The sequence below is a fragment of the uncultured Lutibacter sp. genome, assembly GCF_937891065.1.
Classification (GTDB): Bacteria; Bacteroidota; Bacteroidia; order Flavobacteriales; family Flavobacteriaceae; genus Lutibacter.
Map to the genome: position 1 here is coordinate 1 of NZ_CALAEQ010000001.1, position 21,495 is coordinate 21,495.

21 protein-coding genes and 1 pseudogene are annotated in these 21,495 nt (G+C 28.2%); 17 read left to right on the plus strand and 5 right to left on the minus strand.

The window, feature by feature from the left end; translation table 11 throughout:
* Nucleotides 1-161: pseudogene (locus tag Q0352_RS00005) on the plus strand (lipoyl synthase); the annotation flags it as partial.
* A 189-nt stretch (nt 162-350) separates the two neighbouring features.
* Here Q0352_RS00005 and Q0352_RS00010 read toward each other — a convergent pair.
* Complete coding sequence (locus Q0352_RS00010) at nt 351-1,067, minus strand: hypothetical protein (protein ID WP_299521640.1); 717 nt, start codon at nt 1,065-1,067, stop codon at nt 351-353.
* Nucleotides 1,068-1,129: 62 nt separating this feature from the next.
* Complete coding sequence (locus Q0352_RS00015; protein ID WP_299521642.1) at nt 1,130-1,795, minus strand: uracil-DNA glycosylase; 666 nt, start codon at nt 1,793-1,795, stop codon at nt 1,130-1,132.
* A 58-nt stretch (nt 1,796-1,853) separates the two neighbouring features.
* Here Q0352_RS00015 and Q0352_RS00020 point away from each other — a divergent pair, with 58 nt between their 5' ends.
* The 3 genes from Q0352_RS00020 (at nt 1,854) to Q0352_RS00030 (ending at nt 5,555) form a co-directional block, all read left to right on the plus strand.
* Nucleotides 1,854-4,061 (plus strand): DNA mismatch repair protein MutS, encoded by a 2,208-nt coding sequence (locus Q0352_RS00020; RefSeq protein WP_299521644.1) that lies wholly within the window; start codon nt 1,854-1,856, stop codon nt 4,059-4,061.
* Nucleotides 4,062-4,159: 98 nt separating this feature from the next.
* Nucleotides 4,160-5,035, plus strand: a complete 876-nt coding sequence (locus Q0352_RS00025; RefSeq protein ID WP_299521646.1) for an OmpA family protein — start codon at nt 4,160-4,162, stop codon at nt 5,033-5,035.
* Nucleotides 5,036-5,045: 10 nt separating this feature from the next.
* A complete protein-coding gene (locus tag Q0352_RS00030; RefSeq protein WP_299521648.1) occupies nt 5,046-5,555 on the plus strand; it encodes a hypothetical protein in 510 nt (169 codons plus the stop codon).
* 3 nt (nt 5,556-5,558) lie between these two features.
* On the opposite strand, the gene Q0352_RS00035 is transcribed toward Q0352_RS00030, so the two are convergent.
* Nucleotides 5,559-5,789 carry a hypothetical protein gene (locus tag Q0352_RS00035; RefSeq protein ID WP_299521650.1) on the minus strand — a complete coding sequence of 77 codons (231 nt, stop codon included), beginning with the start codon at nt 5,787-5,789 and terminating at the stop codon, nt 5,559-5,561.
* Nucleotides 5,776-7,134: an MATE family efflux transporter gene (locus Q0352_RS00040; RefSeq protein WP_299521652.1), complete on the minus strand. Its 1,359-nt coding sequence runs from the start codon at nt 7,132-7,134 to the stop codon at nt 5,776-5,778. Before Q0352_RS00040 ends, Q0352_RS00035 begins: the two co-directional genes overlap by 14 nt.
* A 183-nt stretch (nt 7,135-7,317) precedes the next feature.
* Here Q0352_RS00040 and Q0352_RS00045 point away from each other — a divergent pair, with 183 nt between their 5' ends.
* The 8 genes from Q0352_RS00045 to Q0352_RS00080 all read left to right on the plus strand — a co-directional run bounded on the left by Q0352_RS00045 (nt 7,318) and on the right by Q0352_RS00080 (nt 15,341).
* Complete coding sequence (locus Q0352_RS00045) at nt 7,318-7,950, plus strand: peroxiredoxin (protein WP_299521654.1); 633 nt, start codon at nt 7,318-7,320, stop codon at nt 7,948-7,950.
* Between the two features lie 95 nt (nt 7,951-8,045).
* Complete coding sequence (gene tpx, locus Q0352_RS00050; RefSeq protein ID WP_299521656.1) at nt 8,046-8,543, plus strand: thiol peroxidase; 498 nt, start codon at nt 8,046-8,048, stop codon at nt 8,541-8,543.
* A gap of 3 nt (nt 8,544-8,546) precedes the next feature.
* Nucleotides 8,547-8,915, plus strand: a complete 369-nt coding sequence (locus Q0352_RS00055) for a diacylglycerol kinase (RefSeq protein ID WP_299521658.1) — start codon at nt 8,547-8,549, stop codon at nt 8,913-8,915.
* 52 nt (nt 8,916-8,967) lie between these two features.
* Nucleotides 8,968-11,331 (plus strand): DNA translocase FtsK, encoded by a 2,364-nt coding sequence (locus Q0352_RS00060; protein ID WP_299521660.1) that lies wholly within the window; start codon nt 8,968-8,970, stop codon nt 11,329-11,331.
* A gap of 25 nt (nt 11,332-11,356) precedes the next feature.
* Nucleotides 11,357-12,010 carry an outer membrane lipoprotein carrier protein LolA gene (locus tag Q0352_RS00065; RefSeq protein ID WP_299521662.1) on the plus strand — a complete coding sequence of 218 codons (654 nt, stop codon included), beginning with the start codon at nt 11,357-11,359 and terminating at the stop codon, nt 12,008-12,010.
* Between the two features lie 5 nt (nt 12,011-12,015).
* Nucleotides 12,016-13,461, plus strand: a complete 1,446-nt coding sequence (locus tag Q0352_RS00070; RefSeq protein WP_299521664.1) for an LptF/LptG family permease — start codon at nt 12,016-12,018, stop codon at nt 13,459-13,461.
* A 2-nt stretch (nt 13,462-13,463) separates the two neighbouring features.
* Nucleotides 13,464-14,606 (plus strand): 3,4-dihydroxy-2-butanone-4-phosphate synthase, encoded by a 1,143-nt coding sequence (gene ribB, locus Q0352_RS00075; RefSeq protein WP_299521666.1) that lies wholly within the window; start codon nt 13,464-13,466, stop codon nt 14,604-14,606.
* Between the two features lie 15 nt (nt 14,607-14,621).
* Entirely contained in the window at nt 14,622-15,341 is a 720-nt protein-coding gene (locus Q0352_RS00080; RefSeq protein ID WP_299521668.1) for a DUF4369 domain-containing protein, read from the plus strand.
* On the opposite strand, the gene pepE is transcribed toward Q0352_RS00080, so the two are convergent.
* Entirely contained in the window at nt 15,333-16,040 is a 708-nt protein-coding gene (gene pepE / locus Q0352_RS00085) for a dipeptidase PepE (RefSeq protein WP_299521670.1), read from the minus strand. The genes Q0352_RS00080 and pepE overlap by 9 nt on opposite strands.
* A gap of 100 nt (nt 16,041-16,140) precedes the next feature.
* Between pepE and Q0352_RS00090 the strand changes: the two genes are divergently transcribed.
* The 5 genes from Q0352_RS00090 (at nt 16,141) to Q0352_RS00110 (ending at nt 21,489) form a co-directional block, all read left to right on the plus strand.
* Nucleotides 16,141-16,926: a carboxypeptidase-like regulatory domain-containing protein gene (locus Q0352_RS00090; protein ID WP_299521672.1), complete on the plus strand. Its 786-nt coding sequence runs from the start codon at nt 16,141-16,143 to the stop codon at nt 16,924-16,926.
* Nucleotides 16,927-17,053: 127 nt separating this feature from the next.
* A complete protein-coding gene (locus Q0352_RS00095; protein WP_299521674.1) occupies nt 17,054-17,821 on the plus strand; it encodes a carboxypeptidase-like regulatory domain-containing protein in 768 nt (255 codons plus the stop codon).
* On the plus strand, nt 17,805-18,584 hold the full coding sequence (locus tag Q0352_RS00100) for a hypothetical protein (RefSeq protein ID WP_299521676.1): 780 nt from the start codon (nt 17,805-17,807) through the stop codon (nt 18,582-18,584). Before Q0352_RS00095 ends, Q0352_RS00100 begins: the two co-directional genes overlap by 17 nt.
* 70 nt (nt 18,585-18,654) lie before the next feature.
* Complete coding sequence (locus Q0352_RS00105; RefSeq protein WP_299521678.1) at nt 18,655-19,152, plus strand: DUF6702 family protein; 498 nt, start codon at nt 18,655-18,657, stop codon at nt 19,150-19,152.
* Between the two features lie 66 nt (nt 19,153-19,218).
* Nucleotides 19,219-21,489 (plus strand): M1 family metallopeptidase, encoded by a 2,271-nt coding sequence (locus Q0352_RS00110; protein ID WP_299521680.1) that lies wholly within the window; start codon nt 19,219-19,221, stop codon nt 21,487-21,489.
* The last annotated feature ends 6 nt before the right edge of the window (nt 21,490-21,495 follow it).

Below are 21,495 nucleotides of genomic sequence, written 5' to 3' on the forward strand. Positions count from 1 at the left end.
AATATTTACAACCTAGCAAAAAACACTTACCTGTTATAGAATATATTACACCTGATCAATTTGATAAATACAAAGAAATTGGAGAAGCAATGGGCTTTAAATATGTTGAAAGTGGCGCTTTAGTTCGTTCTTCCTATAAAGCACAGAGACATTTAGTATAATTATTAATTACATAATTTACTTTAACCTTTAATTAACAATAGCTTATTAATTTTTGGCATAAGAATTGTAATACTCTTTTAAGAAGCAAAGAACTTGAAGAGCTTTGTTTTCATTTAATAAAATTTGAGTTAGTTAATAAAAAAAAAGCACTTTAAAAGTGCTTTTTTTTATTTTATAAAATGTATCTATTATTTTACTAAAGTACCTTCTTCCATTAATATAGGATATACATATCCGTGTCCAAAATCCTTATTTAAAGTAATAATTCCTTTAAAAGTAATAATATCACCAATTTTCACAGTATCCTGTGTAGTTATTCCTAAGTCCTTTTCACCTTCAAACTGAGTTCCATCAATAATATGAATCCAATTTTTGTCCATAATTCCATTATTAACTTTCACAACTTTACCTTTAACTATAATAGATTTTGTTGAAAACGATTCCTTATCCGAAAATAATTCATTTAAAGAAACTCCATTTGCTGGTTTTTCAATTTTAATAGCTTCCATTTCAGAAGTGTCAGAATTTGTATGAGGATTTACTTGTTTTTCAATAATCAATTTTTCACTTGTTCTTATTCCTTCTGCAAAAGTTATAAAATCAAATGTTTTCATTAATTCTTTACTTTCAAAATCCTTCATTTGCATTCCTCCATCATAATAATATGTATCACCTACTTTTACCTGAGTATTTGGTATTGCCATCCAATACTTATTTCCACTTTCATCAACATTAAGATAGGTATAATTACCACCATCTAATGTTTCATTAATTACTATTTTATGAATAGTTGATTTAGCTGGCTCTTGTTTGTTTTCAATTTTTGAATAGCCTTCTTTATCTTTACAACTAAACAACACTAAAACACTAAATATTACTGCAAAAAATTTAATTTGATTCTTCATTTTTTTTAATTTAATTTATAAGTAAAAGTAACATATATTACACTATCCTTATATGACAATTATCACCATTTTACTTCTGTAAATCCTTTGTTTTTTAAATAATTATTTGCACTGCTAAAGTGCTTATTACCAAACCAAAAACCTCTGTTTGCACTTAAAGGTGATGGATGCCCAGTAGCTAAAACACAATGTTTATGGTGGTTAATTTTTTTGCCTTTCTTTTTAGCAAAACCTCCCCAAAGCATAAAAATCACATTTTCTTTTTGTTCTGAGATTAAAGAAATTACTGCATCTGTAAAAAGTTCCCAACCTAATTTTTGATGCGAGCCAGCTTCATGAGCCTTCACTGTTAAAGTCGCATTTAATAACAAAACTCCTTGTTTTGCCCAACGTTCTAAGTTTCCACTTTCAGGATATGGAATTCCTAAATCCGTTTCAATTTCCTTGAAAATATTTTTTAATGAAGGTGGATGTGCAATTCCTTCATTTACAGAAAAACACAAACCGTTAGCTTGCCCAACTCCATGATAAGGATCTTGTCCAATAATCACCACTTTTAAATCGCTAAAAGAGCATAAATTAAACGCTTCAAAAATTTGTTCTTCTTTTGGAAAACACGTATTTGTTACATATTCTTCTGATATGAAATCTGTAAGTTGTTTAAAATAAGCCTTTTCAAGCTCAGGTTTTAAAAGATTCTCCCAGCTTTCAGCTATTTTCACTTTCATTGTTGCTTTTCATCTTAAATTAATACTTTTGTCTAACTTTTCAAAAGTAATAATTTTTATGAGTAGTATTTCAGAAAAAACATTAATAGATTTAGAATTAGCGACTGTTTTAAAATCGGTAAGTGAGTTTTGTATTTCTGACTTAGGTAAAAATGAAACAATAAATATAAGGCCTTTTGGATCTTTACAAAAACTGCAACCTGAATTACTTCAAGTAAACGAATATTTATCGACTTACATAAATGATAATAAAATTCCTAATCACTATTTCGATGATATTCAAAAAGAAATACACATTCTAAATATTGAAAATAGCTATTTAGAAGCTGCTTCTTTTTTAAAAATATTAAACAATACAAACACTATTTTTGAATTGCTTCAATTTTTTAAAAAATTTAAGAACTACTACCCTACACTATTTAATGTTTCATTAACCATAGAATTTCAAAAACCAATAGTTCAAAATATTGAAAAAATAATTACTTCTTATGGAGAAATAAATGAAAATGCTTCTGAAGTATTAAAACAAATTAGAAGAGAAATTCATTCTGTTCGTTCTAAAATTGGTAGTAGTTTCACAAAAGCATTAAGTCAATATAGCAGTGCTGGTTATTTAGATGAGATACGAGAATCTGTAGTTGATAATCAACGGGTTTTAGCCGTGATTGCAATGCATAGAAGAAAAATTAAAGGAAGTTTAGTTGGAAGTTCTAAAACAGGAAGCATTGTTTATATTGCACCAGAAGCTACTTTACAGTTTAGCAGAGAGCTTCAAAATTTACTGTATGATGAGCATCAAGAAGTTATTAAAATTTTAAAAAACTTAACAAATTCTTTAAGAGAATTTATCCCCGATTTAATTACGTACCAAAGCTATTTAACAAAATTGGATGTGATTGCTTCAAAAGCAAAATACGCACATAAAATAAATGGAGTATTGCCCAAAATTACTTCAGAAAGAAAAGTTTTTTTAAAAAATGCTTATCACCCAATTCTTTTAGTAAATAATAATCAAAAAAAATTAAAAACAATTCCACAAACGCTTGAATTAAATAAACAACAACAAATTATAGTTATATCGGGGCCAAATGCTGGTGGAAAAAGTATTGCTTTAAAAACTATTGGTTTACTACAAGTTATGCTACAAAGTGGTTTATTAATTCCTGTTCATGAACATTCTGAAACTTGCTTTTTTGAAAAAATACTAACAGATATTGGAGATAATCAATCTATTGAGAATCAATTAAGTACGTATAGTTATCGTTTAAAAAATATGCGTAATTTTTTACGTAATTGTAACGATAGCACGTTATTTTTAATTGATGAATTTGGAACAGGAAGTGACCCTGAACTTGGTGGCGCATTGGCTGAAATATTTTTAGAAGAATTTTATACAAAAGGTGCTTATGGGATAATTACAACCCATTACGCAAATTTAAAAGTGTTGGCTAGTGAATTAGAAAATGTTTCGAATGCCAATATGCAATTTGATGAAAAAACATTGGAGCCTTTATACAAATTGTTTATTGGCCAGGCTGGTAGCTCTTTTACCTTTGAAGTTGCACAAAAAAACGGAATTCCTTTTAGTTTAATTAATAAAGCTAAGAAAAGAGTTGATGGAGAAAAAGTACGATTAGACAAAACTATTTCCAATCTTCAAAAAGAACGTAATAAATTGCAAAAAAATTCAGAAAATTTAGAAAAACAAAAATCGAAAGCTATTGAACAAACAGATAGTTTAAATGAAAAACAACTAAAAATTCAAGATAAGCTAGAGAGTTTTCAAGAATTATATGATAGTAATCAAAAAATGCTTGCCTACGGAAGAAAAACAAATGAATTGCTTCATAAATACTTTCAAACAAATAATAAAAAACAATTAACATCCGATTTTAACAATTGGGTTACTGTTGAAAAAACAAAACATTTAAAAAGAAATCCACCAGTTGTTAAAACCAAAGTTCAGAAAAAACAAGCTATAATTGAAAAACAACAGGTTGAGAAGAAACTAAAAACTGTTGAAACTGAGGTATTAGTTGAAGTTATTAAAGTTAGAGAAATTAAAAAAACTGAAGCAAAAAAAGAAGCGAAACAAAAAGCAGATTACATTTTTAAAATTAATGATAAAATCCGAATTATTGGAAGCAATTCTTGTGGAACTATTGAAAAAATTGAAAAAAATAATGCTTTCATAAATTATGGCTTTTTCACTACAAAAACCACACTAAATAAGCTTGAATTGGTGGAATCTGCAAAAAACAAGTAGTTTTATTACTATTTAGTAACATTATTAATCATTTTCATACCATTTTATCCTTATTACTATAAATATTTTATTAAATTTAGCGTGCTAAAAAATAAGACATGCTAAACTATTTTAAAGCTTTTACAATTTTTTCAATTTGGGCACTTATTGCCCTAACTTCACATTATTATATTAGCTCTAAAATTTTTAACACTTGTAATTCGAATTCTCCGGAAACACCTACTCTTCAAAAAAACATATTATTTTCAATAATTGACTCAAACAACGCTGTTCTCTATAATTTTTCTGAAGGGTTTACTATAAATAATAAAAATAATAATGTTTCAAGTATTTTAAAAATACCCTATTTAACTGATAGCATTCAACATATTTTAGCCAACGATTATTCAAAAGAACTTATTATTACAGGAAAATATTTAGAAACTGAGATTGATCATAACCTTGACACTGATATTGGTATTCAACGTGCTGAATTGGTAAAAAAAGAATTGATAAAACATCATATTAACGCTCATAGAATTAAAATCTCTAGTAAAATCTCTAGTTTTTCATTTAACAAGGAAGGTATTTACACAGATGGAATTGAGATGAAATTCAATACTCTAGAAAAACAGATTATAGATAGTTTAGAATTAACAATTATTAATAGAAGGCTATATATTGAGTTTAAAAATGATAGTTTAATGTCTAACCAAGAACTGATAGATTATAACTTATTATTAAAACAATATTTAAAAAAACACACAGATAAAAAGGTACAAATTACTGGGCATACCGATAATTTAGGTTATTATGATAATAATTTGATTATTGGATTAGCAAGAGCTAATGAAGTAAAGGGCTATTTTATTAATAATGGCATAAATGCTAATATATTTGAAACGTTATCTAAAGGAGAATCAGAACCAATTGCAGAAAAATTCACAGAAAAAGGAAGAGCTATAAACCGAAGAATAGAAATCACAATTAACTAAATATTATTGCATGCTTTTATCAATATTTTCAAATCCAAATACAGCACATCTAATAGAAATTTTTTGTTGGATGTTAGGGGCTTTTCTGATAGGTTTATTTTTTGGAAGATTTATTAAATCAAAAGAAAAAAAGAATACTCATAATACAAATACAGAAATACAAGATGATTTAAATATTGTTGATGATATTTCTAAAATTAGAGCAACACAAACTTTTAAACGTGGCGGCGTAGAAATGCTAACAACTGTTCCCCTTGAAAATGAAAACGGGTTAAATTTTAATAGAATTGGTACAGCTACATTTCAAGAAAAAGATAATTTGCAACAAATAAAAGGGATAGGCACCTCAATTGAAGAAAAATTGAACAATATTGGGATATTTACATTTAAACAAATTAGTAATTTTAACAGTAAAGATATCACCGAAATTACCGATTTAATAAAATTTTTCCCAGGTAGAATTGAACGAGACGATTGGGTTGGACAAGCCTATAGTTTATTAAATGATAAAGAAGAATAAGTTCTATTCTTCTTTATAACGTTCCATTTCTCTATCATAAAAAGCTGTAGTTGATTCAATAAGAACGGCTACTTGAGTTTCTAATTCTTCTTGATCTTCGCCATCAAAATCTTCAAACCATTCAATTTCATCATCAACTAAATTGATTACAAACCTTGGAAATTCAGTATGTATCACAAAAATAGCATCTGCACAATCCGTATTATCTCCCAATAAAAATTTAGGTAATTCCATTATTTTCTCTTATTAATTTATTAGTTAAGTAATTAAATCTTAAAAACAGCAATATAGCTGAACTAGTTAATGCCGTTAGCAAACCAATCCAAATTCCCAAAGTTCCAAGAACATCCTCTTTTCCCAAATAAAAACAAATTGGGAATCCAATTATCCAATACGCAATAAACGATAATATTGAAGGCCACTTTACATCTTGTAATCCACGTAAACCACCTAAAATAACAGCCTGTAAACCGTCAGATAGTTGAAATAGCCCTGCAACAATTAATAAACTTGAAGCCATTGCAATTACTTCTAAATTATCAGTAAAAACCCAAGGTAAAACATCTTTAAACACTATAAACCCAGTTGTAAATGCAACCATTATAATTAATACTAATAGAAAGTTTGAAAAAGCAATACGCCTTAATTCAACAAAATTTTTCAATCCTTTTTGGTTTCCAACTCTAACAGTTGCAGCAACTCCAATTCCAACCGCCATCATAAAAGTAGTTGATGATAGTTTTAATGCTATTTGATTTGCTGCTTGTGGTAATGCGCCTAATGTACCCGCTAACAAAACGGATGCCGTAAATAAACCTACTTCAAAAAGCATCTGTAATGCTGTTGGAAAACCTAAATTCATGATTTTCACAAATACTTTCTTCTTAAACTCATGAATTTGTAATCTTTTCATGTAAACAGCAAATTTTTCTTTTTTCATTAAAACTACAAAAAGGAAAACTACCATAACAATTCTAGATATCAATGTTCCTAATGCTGCTCCAACTATTTCTAAACGAGGAAAAATCCAAAGACCATAAATTAATGCAAAATTCAAGATTACGTTAACCACATTTGTTAAAATTGTAGCATACATAGCATATTTAGTTTCTGACAAGCCATCTGTAAACTGCTTCAAACCTTGAAAAATCATTAATGGAATCATAGAAATCGCAACAATTTCATAATAAGGAATTGCCAAAATAACCACTTCCTCAGGTTGATCTAAATGGTACAAAATAGGTTTTATAAGTAGTAACATTATAAACACTGCAACACCTAAAATAACCATTAATAGTAAACCATGTTGAAAAATGCTTCTACCTTTTTCTTTATCTCCTTCTCCATCAGATTCAGCAATTAAAGGTGTTATAGCGAATGAAAACCCTATTCCAATAGAAAGCGCAATAAAAATTAGACTATTACCAAGTGAAGTTGCTGCCAATTCAACTGGCCCTAATCTACCCACCATAATATCATCAATTAAGCCAACTAATAAGTGCCCTAATGACCCCATCATAATTGGAGTAGCCAATTTTAAATTATTTTTAAACTCTGAAGTATAATTTTTAAATGTCAATTCTAATCAATTTATAAGTTGCGAAGATACAAGAATTATGCATATTACTAAATTAGAAAGGTGATACAATAAAGAAAATCTATTTTAACATAAAAATTTAAAATTAACATTATTTTAAAAGACCCTTTTAATATGTACATTTGTGTAACAAAAATTATTATTCATAAATAAAAAAATATAAGAATGGCTGTATTAGTAGGAAAAAAAGCACCAAAATTTAATGCGCAAGCAGTAGTAAACGGAATGGAGTTTGTTGAAAATTATTCATTAGAACAATTTGAGGGGAAGAAATATGTAGTATTATTCTTCTACCCAAAAGATTTCACATTCGTATGTCCTACTGAACTTTTTGCTTTTCAAGAAAAATTAGCAGAATTTCAAGAACGTAATGTTCAATTGATTGCAGTATCAACTGATACTGAGCAATCTCACTGGGGATGGTTACAAATGCCAAAAAATACAGGTGGAATTCAAGGAGTTACTTATCCATTAGTTGCTGACACAAACAAAACAATTTCTAAAAATTATGATGTTTTAGCTGGTGATTATTTTTATGATGATGAAGATCAATTGCAAGCTAGCGGTGAATTAATTGCATATCGTGGTTTATTTTTAATTGATAAAGAAGGAATTGTACGTCACCAAGTAGTAAATGATTTACCATTAGGAAGAAATGTTGATGAAGCTTTAAGAATGGTTGATGCATTACAATTTAACGAAGAACACGGTGAGGCTTGTCCTGCAAACTGGACTTCAGAAAAAGAAGGCTTAAAAGCAACGCATGAAGGTGTTGCTGATTATTTATCGAATCACTAACAAAAATCAAATATATTGTTAAAAACTCTCGAATTAACTCGGGAGTTTTTAGTTTTTAACCTAACTTTGAAACTTGAAATTTAAAAAAATTTATTATGGCTAAAATAACATTAAAAGGAAATTCAATTAAAACAATAGGAAACTTACCTAAAGTAGGTAAAAAAGCTCCAAAATTCTCTTTAATTAAATCTGATTTATCAAAAGCGAAATTAAAAGACTTTAAAGGTTCAAAATTAATTCTAAATATTTTTCCAAGTTTAGATACTGGTACTTGTGCTGCTTCAGTTAGAAGGTTTAACAAAGAAGCTAGTGAATTAGAAAACACTAAAGTATTATGTATTTCAAGAGATTTACCATTTGCACAAGCACGTTTTTGTGGCGCAGAAGGATTAGAAAATGTAATTACATTATCTGATTTTGCAAAAGGAAAATTTGGAAAAGCTTACGGTTTAACTATTGAAGATGGACCTTTAGCAAACTTACATTCTAGAGCAATTGTTGTAGTTAATGAAGAAGGAGTTATAACTTATTCAGAACAAGTTCCTGAAATTGTTGATGAACCTAATTACGAAGCTGCTTTAAAAGCACTATAAATTATGAATACAGAACGTAATTTTTTTTTGAACCGAATTCAATCTGTAAAATATGCAGCCAAGGGTTTTTGGATTTTAATTACTTCTGAAAATAGTATTATTGCACAAGTTATTATCGCCATAATCATGACAATTTTTGGCTTTATAATGCAACTTTCTGCTACCGAATGGATGTTCCAAGTTTTATCTATTGGACTTGTTTTGGTAGCAGAATCTTTAAATACAGGTATTGAAAAACTTGCCGACTTTATTCACCCAGAATATCATAAACAAATTGGTAGAGTTAAAGATATTTCGGCTGGAGCAGCATTTTTTGCTGCAATATTTGCTGTAATTATCGGTTTAATAATTTACTTACCTAAATTTATTTAGGAATTTAACCACAATCATATTAATTTCATATTTTTGTGTCATACTAAAGTAAATGGCTAAAAAAACAAAAACAACAGCAAAAACTGAAACAAAACCTCGTTTCCAAAAAACAAAAACATTTTTTGGAAGTAGACAAACTCAAACTATACTAGGTTTGTTTGTGATGTTATTTTCAATATTCTTATTAATTTCATTTATTTCATACCTTTTTAATTGGCAAAACGATCAAAGTCAACTTTCCAATTTTACAGATAAAAACACAACTGTAAAAAACCTTTTGGGGAAAATTGGTGCAAGTATCAGCCATTTTTTCATTTATAATAATTTTGGTGTTTCAGCCTTATTTTTACCTGTACTCCTATTCTTTTCTGGCTTCTTTATCTTTTTAAAAGGAAGTTTAAAAAGAGTCCTAAATTCTTGGGGATGGGGAATTTTAGGAATTCTTTGGATTTCAATTTCATTTGGTTTTTTATCAGATAAAAATTCTTTATTGTCTGGTATTATTGGATTTGAAATGAATATTTATTTACAGCAATTTTTAGGAAAAGTTGGATTAATTTTAGTGCTATTCTTTTTAATTATTTCTTATTTAGTAATTCGGTTTAAATTGACACCTGAAGTTATTAAAAATAGTTTATTTACAGCTAAAAATAGTTATAAAGAAACCATTAATGAAGATGTTTCAAACGAAAAAACAGTTCCTTTAGAAGAGATTAAAGAAATTAAACAACCGCCTATAAAAAAAGAATCAAATGATTCTAATTTTACAATTCACGATAATTCCTCAAAAGAATTAGAAATAACTCTTAAACAAAACTCCGAACACAAGGACGTTGAAATTGCCGTTGAACAAATTGTTGAAGAAAATCATGTAGATGAGAATTTATCTGATAAGCTAGTAAAAGATTTTGGTGAATTTGACCCAACGTTAGAATTAAGTAATTATAAATTTCCAACCTTAAATTTATTAAGAGATTATAATGAGAGTATCTCTGTTGACCAAGAAGAATTAGAAGCGCATAAAAATAAAATTGTAGAAACTTTAAGTAATTATAATATAGGTATTGAACGCATTAAAGCAACTGTTGGACCAACAGTAACCTTATATGAAATAGTACCTGAAGCTGGTATACGTATTTCTAAAATAAAAAATTTAGAAGACGATATTGCACTATCACTTTCTGCAATGGGAATTAGAATTATTGCTCCAATACCAGGAAAAGGTACTATTGGGATTGAAGTTCCTAATAAAAAAGCAACAATGGTTTCTATGAAATCTGTTATTTCTTCAACAAAATTTCAAAATTCAGAAATGGAATTACCAATAGCTTTAGGTAAAACAATTTCAAATGAAACTTTTGTGATTGATTTGGCTAAAATGCCTCATTTATTAATGGCAGGTGCAACAGGTCAAGGAAAATCAGTAGGTTTAAATGCTGTGTTAACTTCATTATTGTATAAAAAACACCCTGCAGAAGTTAAATTTGTTTTGGTAGATCCTAAAAAAGTTGAACTAACACTATTTAATAAAATTGAGCGTCATTATTTAGCAAAATTGCCAGATACAGATGATGCAATAATAACTGATACTACTAAAGTTGTAAATACGTTAAATTCATTATGTATTGAAATGGATGCGCGTTATGATTTATTAAAATTAGCAATGGTTCGTAATATAAAAGAATACAATGTTAAATTTAAATCTCGTAAGTTAAATCCAAACGACGGACATAAATTTTTACCATATATAGTTTTAGTTATTGATGAATTTGCTGATTTAATTATGACAGCCGGAAAAGAAATTGAAACTCCAATTGCTCGCTTAGCACAGTTAGCACGTGCTATTGGAATTCATTTAATTGTTGCTACTCAACGTCCGTCTGTAAACGTAATAACAGGTATTATAAAAGCCAATTTTCCTGCAAGAGCAGCATTTAGAGTAACTTCAAAGATTGATTCTAGAACCATTCTTGACAGTTCTGGAGCAGATCAATTAATTGGGAAAGGTGATATGCTTTTTTCAGCTGGAAATGATTTAATTCGTATACAATGTGCATTTGTTGATACGCCAGAAATTGAAAAAATTACTGATTTTATCGGTTCACAACGCGCCTACCCAGATGCATATATGCTACCTGAATATTATGGCGAGGAAGTTGGCACAAGTCTTGATATAAATATTAGCGAAAGAGATATTTTGTTTAGAGATGCAGCACTTGTAATAGTTCATGCACAACAAGGATCGGCCTCTTTATTGCAACGAAAATTAAAGTTAGGATACAACAGAGCTGGTAGATTAATTGATCAATTAGAAGCTGCTGGTATTGTTGGTCAATTTGAAGGCAGTAAAGCTCGACAAGTTCTAATTTCAGATGAAATGGCTTTAAATCAATTATTAGATAACGAACCAACATAATTATAAAGAATAATAAATTTATAGAATGAAAAAAATAGCATTATTACTAGCAATTACATTTTTTAGCATTTCAACTTTTAGTCAAAATTCTAATGAAGCAAAAAAAATATTAGATGAAGTTGCTCAAAAAGTAGAAACTTATGAAAACATTTATATTGAGTTTAATCATAGATTAGACAATTTTGATGCTGAAATTCATCAAGAAACAAAAGGAAGTGTTACTTTAAAAAAAGATTTGTACCATTTAAATTATATGGGTACTGAGCAAATATTTGATGGTAAAAAAATCTACCTAATTATTCATGAAGATGAAGAAGTAATCATTCAAAAACAAACAAAAGACAGTGAAGAAGCTTTAACACCTTCAAAAATGTTTTCATTCTATAAAAATGGTTACACTTATAAAATGGATGAATTAAAAACTATTAAAGGAATTAAAATACAATATGTTAAACTTAGACCTATTGACAGTAATTCTGAAATTATTAGTGTACTTGTTGGTGTAGATGTAAAAACTAAACATATTTACGATGTGATTGAAACAGGTGAAAATGGCACAATAACAACACTTGAAGTAAGAACTTTCAAAACAAATCAGCCTTTATCAGAAAAGCTTTTTATCTTTGACACAGCAAAATACAGAGATCAAAAAAAATATACAATCTCTGAACCAAAATAAAAGCGTTGAAAGCATTAGATAAATACATTTTAAAAAGTTTTTTAGAACCTTTTTTAGCCACATTTTTTGTGGTTCTTTTTGTCTTAGTCATGCAGTCCTTGTGGCTTGCTTTTGATGAAATTGCAGGAAAAGGGATCGACCTATTTTTTATTTTAAGATTTCTTGGATATTTAGCTCTAATGCTAACTCCTACTGCGTTGCCAATCGGAATATTATTGTCCTCAATAATGGCATTAGGAGATTTATCTGAAAATTATGAAATGGCAGCAATCAAATCTGCAGGTATTTCGTTAAAAAGAGTTATAAAACCATTAATATTTTTAATTCTATTTATAAGTGCACTTAACTTTGTATTCTTAAACAATATTTATCCTTGGGCAACCCTTAAGCAGAAAAATTTGTATTTGAATATGAAAAAGAAAAAACCTGCCTTAGCGTTGGTTCCTGGAGCATTTAATACAGAGATTCCTGGTTATAGCATAAAATTTGAAGAAAAATACGGTGAAGAAGATAACTTACTAAAAAATGTTCAAATTGCAGATTTAAGTGAAGCAAAAGGGAAAATAAAAGTTATTACTGCTGAAAAGGGAATAATCTCTTCTGATGAAGGTAGTAAATACATGACTTTAACTTTGGAAAATGGTAATTATTACGAAGAACATATTACCAAATCTTATCGTCCAAAGGATAGAGCAAAAATGCCCGCTTCTAAAGCTACATTTAACACATACACCATAAATATTGATATTTCTTCATTTAACGATGACTCTACATTGGATGATGAAAAAATAAAGGAACACCATGGAATGTTAAGTATTGTACAGCTTGATTCTATTTCGAAAAGAAATAAAATAACTTATGATGAGTACATCAAAAACCAAGCAGATTATTTTTTTAACATCATAGAAACTAAAAAATTATATAAGTATCAAGATTCTCTAATCCCCGATAACCTAGATTCTATAATACTTAATAATTTTACTCTTAAAAACAAAAGTATAGTTCTAAATGAGTCAATTCAATTATTGAAACGAACAACCGATCGTAATAAAAGTCAGAAAAAGAATTTCAAAGACAAAAGAAAATTACTAAACCTTTATGACCATGAGATTTATTACAGGATTTCATTTTCACTAGCCTGCTTGGTTCTTTTCTTTATTGGAGCTCCGCTTGGTTCAATTATTAGAAAAGGTGGATTTGGCTTACCCATGATAATGGCAATTGTAATTTTTGTTATTTACTTTTTCATTTCAAAATTAGGAGGTAACTTATCTGAAGAAAGTGCCATTTCTGCATTATTTGGAAGCTGGCTTTCAACATTGATACTATTACCATTTGGTATTCTACTAACCCGAAGAGCAACTCAAGGAATGGGTATATTTAATATTGATTCTATTCTTGATAACCTAAAAAAACTATTTATTAAAATAGAAAATAAATCAACAAACTAAAAATGGAAAGTTCAACAAATAAAATTAAATTAAATACAATATTAGAAGCCATTGAAGATATTAAAAATGGTAAAATGATTATTGTAGTTGATGATGAAGATAGAGAAAATGAAGGTGATTTTATTGCTGCTGCTGAATGTGTTACTGCTGAAATGATTAATTTTATGGCAAAACATGGTAGAGGCTTAATTTGCGCTCCTTTAACAGAACCTCGTTGTAAAGAGTTAGACTTACCGCTTATGGTAAATAAAAACACCGTATTACACAATACACAATTTACAGTATCAATAGATTTAATTGGTGATGGTTGTACAACAGGTATTTCTGCACAAGACAGAGCAAAAACTATTAAAGCATTAACTTCAAAAAATATAAAACCTGATGATTTTGGAAGACCAGGCCATATTTTTCCATTAATAGCAAAAGAAGGTGGTGTTTTACGTAGAACTGGACATACAGAAGCGGCTATAGATTTAGCTCGTTTAGCAGGTTATCAACCTTCAGGAATTTTAGTCGAAATTTTGAATGAAGATGGTACAATGGCGCGTCTTCCGCAATTATTAGAGGTTGCTGAAAAATTCGATTTAAAAATTATTTCAATTGAAGACTTAGTTGCTTATCGTATGAAATACGATTCTTTAATTTATAAAATAGAAGATTTCCCAATTCAAACTCGCTTTGGTGAATTTCGTTTAAGAGCCTATAAACAAACTACTAATAACCAAATTCATTTAGCTTTAACAAAAGGATCTTGGGAAGATAATGAGTCTGTAATGGTTCGTGTAAATTCCTCTTTAATCAATAATGATATTATAAGGCTTTTAACAAGTAAGCCAGACGATACTTTTTCTAGAGTTTTTAAAATGATAAATGACGCAGGTAAAGGAGCGGCTGTATTTATTAGTCAAGAAAACCAATCTTTTAACTTAATAAATCGCCTGTCTTTATTAAAAGAAGCTCAAAAAGAAATTGAGAATAAAGTTCCTCAAATAAAGCCTGACGATAAAGACTTTGGTATTGGAGCTCAAATTTTACATGATTTAGAAATTAGTAAAATACGAGTTTTATCAAATGCACCATCTGTAGCTAAACGTATTGGAATGACTGGTTATGGATTAGAAATAGTGGAGTATTTAAATTACTAATAATTATATTCTTTTATGAAACATTTTTTTTTCATTGGTATTGTCTGTATCATGCTTTATTCGTGTAAAAAAAATGTTTCACAAACAAACCAACCTAATAATACAATAACTTCTACTTTTAAAGGGTTTGAAATTAAAGGTACTTTAGAAAATTTTTATCCTGAAAAAGTTTATTTAAATAAAATAATTGAAGATTCATTTTATAAAATAGACTCTTCTGAAATTCTAAATAACAACTTTCAATTTAAAGGAATTGTAGAATTTCCTGAGCGTTTAGCTTTAACTTTTGAAAATTATTCTTCAATTACACTTTTTATTATTGAAAATACAAAATTTGAAATCTTCATAAATTCAGAAACCGTTAATGACCCTAAAATTCTTGGTTCACCTTTAAACAGTAAACTTAATGAATACAAACTAGCGGCTAAAAATATATTTAAAAAAATAGATTATTTATTCCCTCAATTTCAAAAAGCTAGACTTGAAAATGATTATGAAAAACTGTCTGAAATTGATAAAGAAATGAAAAAAATTGAAAAAGAATTTGTTGATTTTAGTTATACTTATATCATTCAGAATAAAGAATCTTATATTGCTCCAATGCTATTGCGCGATCAATTAAAATCTACTACAATTGATACACTTCAAATTAAAAAAACATATGATATTCTTTCATCAAGTATAAAAAACTCGCCTGATGCTGAAATTGTTGCTTCATTTTTAAATTTACATTAAAAAACTAAAATCAGTTTCTGATGGAAACTCTACTGCTGGTTTATTCTGTTGAAACAAACGTGCATTTAAAGTCCCTTTTAAAACCACTTTTTTACCCTCAACTTTTAACCAACTACCTTCTCTAAGTCCTAAAACTGGTGTTTTATTTACAGTATGATATTCATTAATACGGGTTTCTCTTGTTTCTCCCATATGAGTAGAATTAGTATCTGGATCTAAATAATGACAATTTAAATTAAAATTCAAAAAACCTAACGTATCAAAACTTGGTGGATAAATTATTGGCATATCGTTGGTGTTTTGCATTGTTACACCCGTAATTACACTTCCTGCACTTGTTCCAAAGTAAGGAATACCGTTTTCAACTACATTTTTAATGGTTGAAATTAATTTATGCTGATATAATTGTTGTACCAATAAAAAGGTATTACCACCTCCAACAAAAATTGCTTTTGCATTATTAACTGCGTCAATTGGATTTTTATACTCGTGAATTCCTTTAATTTTAATATTAATTTTCTCGAATCCTTGTTGAGCTCTACTTGTATATTCGTCATGAGTTAATCCACTTGGTCTTGCATATGGAATAAATAAAATTTCGTTTATACCCTTAAAAAAATCAGAAAGTTGTGGTAATATATATTCTAAATAACCCCTTCCGTGAACCGTTGAAGTGCTAGCAATCAATAATTTTTTCATTAAAAATAAGTTTTATCAAATATACGAAAAATCACTATTTAACATAAGTTTACAATGAGTTTAATATAATTTTAAGATTTCAATAGCGTAATTTGTTTTGATGAATTTAAGACTAACCAACTTACTTATTTTCGTTTTTTTTGCGATATACTCTAATTCTCAAGAAAAGCAACCTGTTATTACCGGAAAAATATTCAGTTTTAACGAATCTGTGAATAATGTACATATCATTAATTTAAATGATTTAACAGGAACAATAAGTAATGATAATGGTGAATTTGAAATTAAAGTACACCTCAATGATACCATCCTATTTTCATCTATTCAATATGAAAAAATAAAAATAGCAGTAACCAAAAAACATTTAAATTCAAAAATAATGGAGATATCTTTAATTCCATCTATTAATAATTTAGATGAAGTCTTTTTACATGGTCTAACAGGAAATTTGAATTTAGATTTAGCTAAAAAACCAAAAGACACAATGCCTAAACATAATTTTGTTTTTAAATTAAGTGATTTAGATAAAAAATTACCTGACGACAAACACGGTTTTTTAAAATCCCCAAATGCTCAAGATATAACTGACCCAATTAAAATGAACGGAGCTGGTGGAAGTGCTACTATTCCAGATTATTATATGATTGGTGTACGAAAATTAAAACGAGAATTAAAAAATAAAAAAGATTTTCCTTCCAAAATAATAAAAGATTTAGGAATCAATTATTTCACAAATAATTTAAAAATTCCTGAAGAAAAAATTAATCATTTCTTAGCTTATTGTGAATACAAAAATATTATTGAAGAATATAATAAAAACAACCTATTAGAAGTCATTAAAATATTGCGTGAAGAAAGTATTTTATATCATAAAATTGAAAAGTAAAACGTATAAAATCTAGTTTTTCAATTTATATTCAAGAATATAAATTGAATTCGCAAGTTGCAATAATTAACAAAAGTTTACCAAAGTATTAATACTATTTTAAGAACTCAACTTATTACTTTGTTGAATGCATTTAAGACTAACCTTTTTACTTTGTTTTATATTTCTGGCAACAAATAGTATTGCTCAAGAGAATACAATAATCCATGGAACAATTATTAGTGAAAATCAAGTAATTAGTAATGTTCATATTATTAACTTGGCTAGTGGTAGAGGAACTATTAGTAATGATAATGGCTCTTTTGAAATTACTACTAAATTAAATGATACACTTCTATTTTCTTCTATTCAGTTTGAACGAAAAAAAATTAAAATAACTAATAAACTAATATCTTCAAAAGAAATTATTCTTGAATTAACAACTTCAGTAACAATGCTAAATGAGGTAACAATTACACATTTAACGGGTGATTTATATGTTGATATTAAAGGTATTCCTGAAGACACAACTCCAAAACATAACTTTGTTTATAAATTAAGTGATTTATATAAAAATCTACCTGAAGATCAACATGGTTCCAGAGCAGCTCCAAATGTTGGAATCTTCCCTACTGGAGGAGCAAATATTGCAAGTTTATTTGATGGAAAATCTGCAATGAATAGAATTTTGAAACGTAAACTATCTAAACAAAAGCAATTTCCAATAAAATTAAGAAAAGCGTTAGGAGATTATTATTTTATCACCAATTTGAAAATACCGGAATTCAAAATACATAATTTTATAACGTATTGCGAGTATAGAAATATTAGTCAAAAATTTGACAACAATAAACTATTAGAAATTATTGAAATTCTTAAAGAAGAAAGTATAAGTTACAATGAAATTAAAGATTAGTAAATATGTTATAGTTGTACCATTTTTAATAGCATTAATAAACGTTAATGCTCAAACTACAAATGTAAAACTTAGTGGCATTGTAAAATACGATTCCATTTATTTGCAAGATATTAATATTTTAAACAAAGCTTCAAATTTAGGAACTTCAAGCAATGAGAATGGTCTATTTACAATTTATGCTAAAGAAGGAGATTCTATCATGTTTTCATCTGTTGTTTTTCAAAAAAGAATAATTAAAATTTCAAACACTCACATAAATTCAAGAACAATTACAGTTTATTTAGAGCCTGATTTTTATCAGCTAGACGAAGTAATGCTCGCTAAAAAAGTATTTATAAATTGGAGAGATGCTGCAGTTACTAAAGGAGCTATTTTTGAAAATGATGAAATTTCAAATAGTAAAGCACCTGATGCTCGTAAATTAACAGACCCAAACGCAAATGCCGGCGGAATTAATCCTTTTGCTATATTAATGATGTTAACTAAAAAAAATCGTTTAAAACGAAAAGCAAAAAGATTAGAATTAAAAATAGAGCATGAGGAAATAAAACATTTAAAAAATGATTTCTCAAATACTATCAAAAATTTATATGGTGCTATTTTTTTCAAAGAAGCTCTTCATATTTCAGAAGATAATATTTACTTATTTTTAGATTATTGTGAAGGAAATGGTTTAAATAATTATTATAAAAGTAATGAAATTGTGATCAAAAATTTTCTAATATTACAAGCAAAAAAATTTAATTCAATTAAAAATTAGTAATATTTATTACACAATGTAAATTGTTTCTTTAGAATGCTTTTTGTTTATTAGCCTTAAAATAAATGAAATGAAATTTAAAAAATATCTAACGCTTCTTTTATTAATTCCATTATTTGCATTTACGTTGCATAAATATTATATAAGTTTATGTGAAATTGAGCATAATAAAGCGCAAAAATCACTTCAAATCACCTTAGGTTTATTTATTGATGATATTGAGTTTACGCTCAATAAAAATCACAAAACATCTTTAAATATAGCGACCAAAAAAGAAGTTAAAAATATAGATGAATATTATTTAAATTATTTGATTGAACATTTTAAAATTAAGGTTAATAGTGAGCCCAAAGGTTATGAATATATTGGCAAAGAATATGATAATGATATTGTTCGTTTTTATTTAGAAATTGCAGATATAAAGGAATTAAATTCTATCGAGGTTACCAATACTATTCTATTTAGGGATTTTGAAGATCAGCAAAATATTATCAAAATAAAGGCAAACAACAAAAACAAAACATTTTATTTAACACCAAACAATGTTAAAGGTTTCTTAAATTATTAATCTTCAACAATTACTCTTACTAAAAATAATTAAATTTCACTTCTATATTATAGAAACTAACCACCTATGAAAAAATTATTATTACTTCTACTTTCAATTGTATCTATTTCAACAACATTTTACGGTCAAGCAATTGAACAACCTAAAGAAAAACAACAAGCTCATTACAACATTAACAAATTTAAACAGCTAAACGAAGAATTACCAACTCCAAACAAACAACATACAGCTTCTGGTGCTCCAGGTTACGAGTATACGCAACAACAAGTTGATTATAAAATGGAAATTGTTTTAGATGAAGAAAAAAATAAACTTTTTGGAGAAGAAACTATTACATACCACAACAATTCGAAAGATAATTTAGAATATTTATGGGTTCAGTTAGATCAAAATGTGAGAGCTCCAGATTCTAAAACTAACGATATAAAAGGTGGTGGGCCTGATATTTTATATACGCCCTCAAAATTTACAAAATCTTTTATGGGAAAACCTTTTCAAGGTGGTTTTAATATAGAATATATTACAGATGCTGCTAACCATAATTTAAGTTTTATGATTAATAGCACTATGATGCGAATTGATTTGCCAAAACCATTAGCTTCAGGTGAAAAATTTATTTTCAATATAAAATGGTGGTATAATATTAATGATTATACTTCTGAACGTGGGAGATCTGGTTATGAACCCTTTCCTGATGGCAATAATTTATACATTATCGCTCAGTTTTTTCCTCGCCTAGCAGTTTACAATAATGTTGAAGGTTGGCAAAATATGCAATTTTGGGGACGCAGCGAGTTTGCATTGGAGTTTGGAAATTATGATGTTTCAATTACAACACCTAAAGATCATATTTTAAATGGTACAGGTGTAGTTCAAAATCCAAAAGATGTTTTTTCAAATAAGCAATACAAAAGATATCAAGATTCAAAAACCGCTTATGATAATCCCGTTTTTATTGTAACGCCTGAAGAAGCTCTTGAAGCTGAAAAAGGAAAATCTGACAAAACTAAAACTTGGAAAATGTATGCTGAAAATGTACGTGATTTTGCGTTTGCTTCATCACGTAAATTAATTTGGGATGCCATGGCAATTAAGCTTAGCGATAAAACTGTAATGGCATATTCATTATATCCAAATGAAGGAAACCCGCTTTGGGAAGAGCATTCAACTAGGGTTGTTGCCAATACTTTAAAAGTGTATTCTGAATATACTTTTGATTATCCTTATCCTCAAGCAACATCAATTAACGCAAAGCATCAAGGAATGGAATATCCGATGATTTGTTGGAATGGAGGAAGACCAAATGCTGATGGAAAATATACGGAAAGAGCAAAAAAAGGAATGATAGGTGTAGTTACTCATGAAGTTGGACATAATTTCTTTCCTATGATTGTAAATTCTGATGAACGCCAATGGACTTGGATGGATGAAGGTTTAAATTCATTTGTAGAAATATTAGCTGAGTACAAATACGACTCCGAATTATTCCCAATGGTTGGTAAACCTAAAGATATCACAAGATATATGTCTGGTGATCAAAGTCAATTATCTCCGATTATGTCTCAAGGTGGAACCATTTTTAATTTTGGAGCAAATGCATATGCAAAACCGGCAGCAGCTTTATTTATTTTAAGACAAACTGTAATGGGACCGGAATTATTTGATTATGCTTTTAAAACATACGCAAGACGTTGGGCATTTAAACATCCAACTCCCGCTGATTTTTTTAGAACTATGGAAGATGCTTCAGCAATGGATTTAGATTGGTTTTGGAGAGGTTGGTTTTATACAACAGGCAATAATGATATTGGCATAAAAGAAGTTAAAAAATTCTATGTAACGGATAAACCTACAGAACGTGCTGAAAATATGGCCAAACGCTATGGAATTACAATCGATCAATTACCTCCTTCATTATATTTAGTTTCTGAAGACAGCAAAGAATTTACTGATGATTTAAAAAATAAAAAAGTTGAAGATTATAGTTTATTGAAAAGCTATATTGATGAAAACTTTTCATCTGAAGAAAAATTAAAGTTAAAAGCTCCTAAATATTTCTATGAATTAGTTTTTGAAAAACCAGGTGATTTGGTGATGCCAATTGTTGTTGAGTTTGAATATGAAGATGGCACCAAAGAACGCAAACAATATCCTGCCGAAATTTGGAGGTTGAATGATAAAGAAGTTACTAAAGTATTCCATGCTAGTAAAACAATTACAAAAATTACTGTTGATCCTGACCAGCAAACAGCTGATGTAGACATCACAAACAATAGTTGGCCAAAAAATAAAGAAACTGAGTTTGAACAATTCAAACAAAATAAAATAAAAGGGTAATATTTT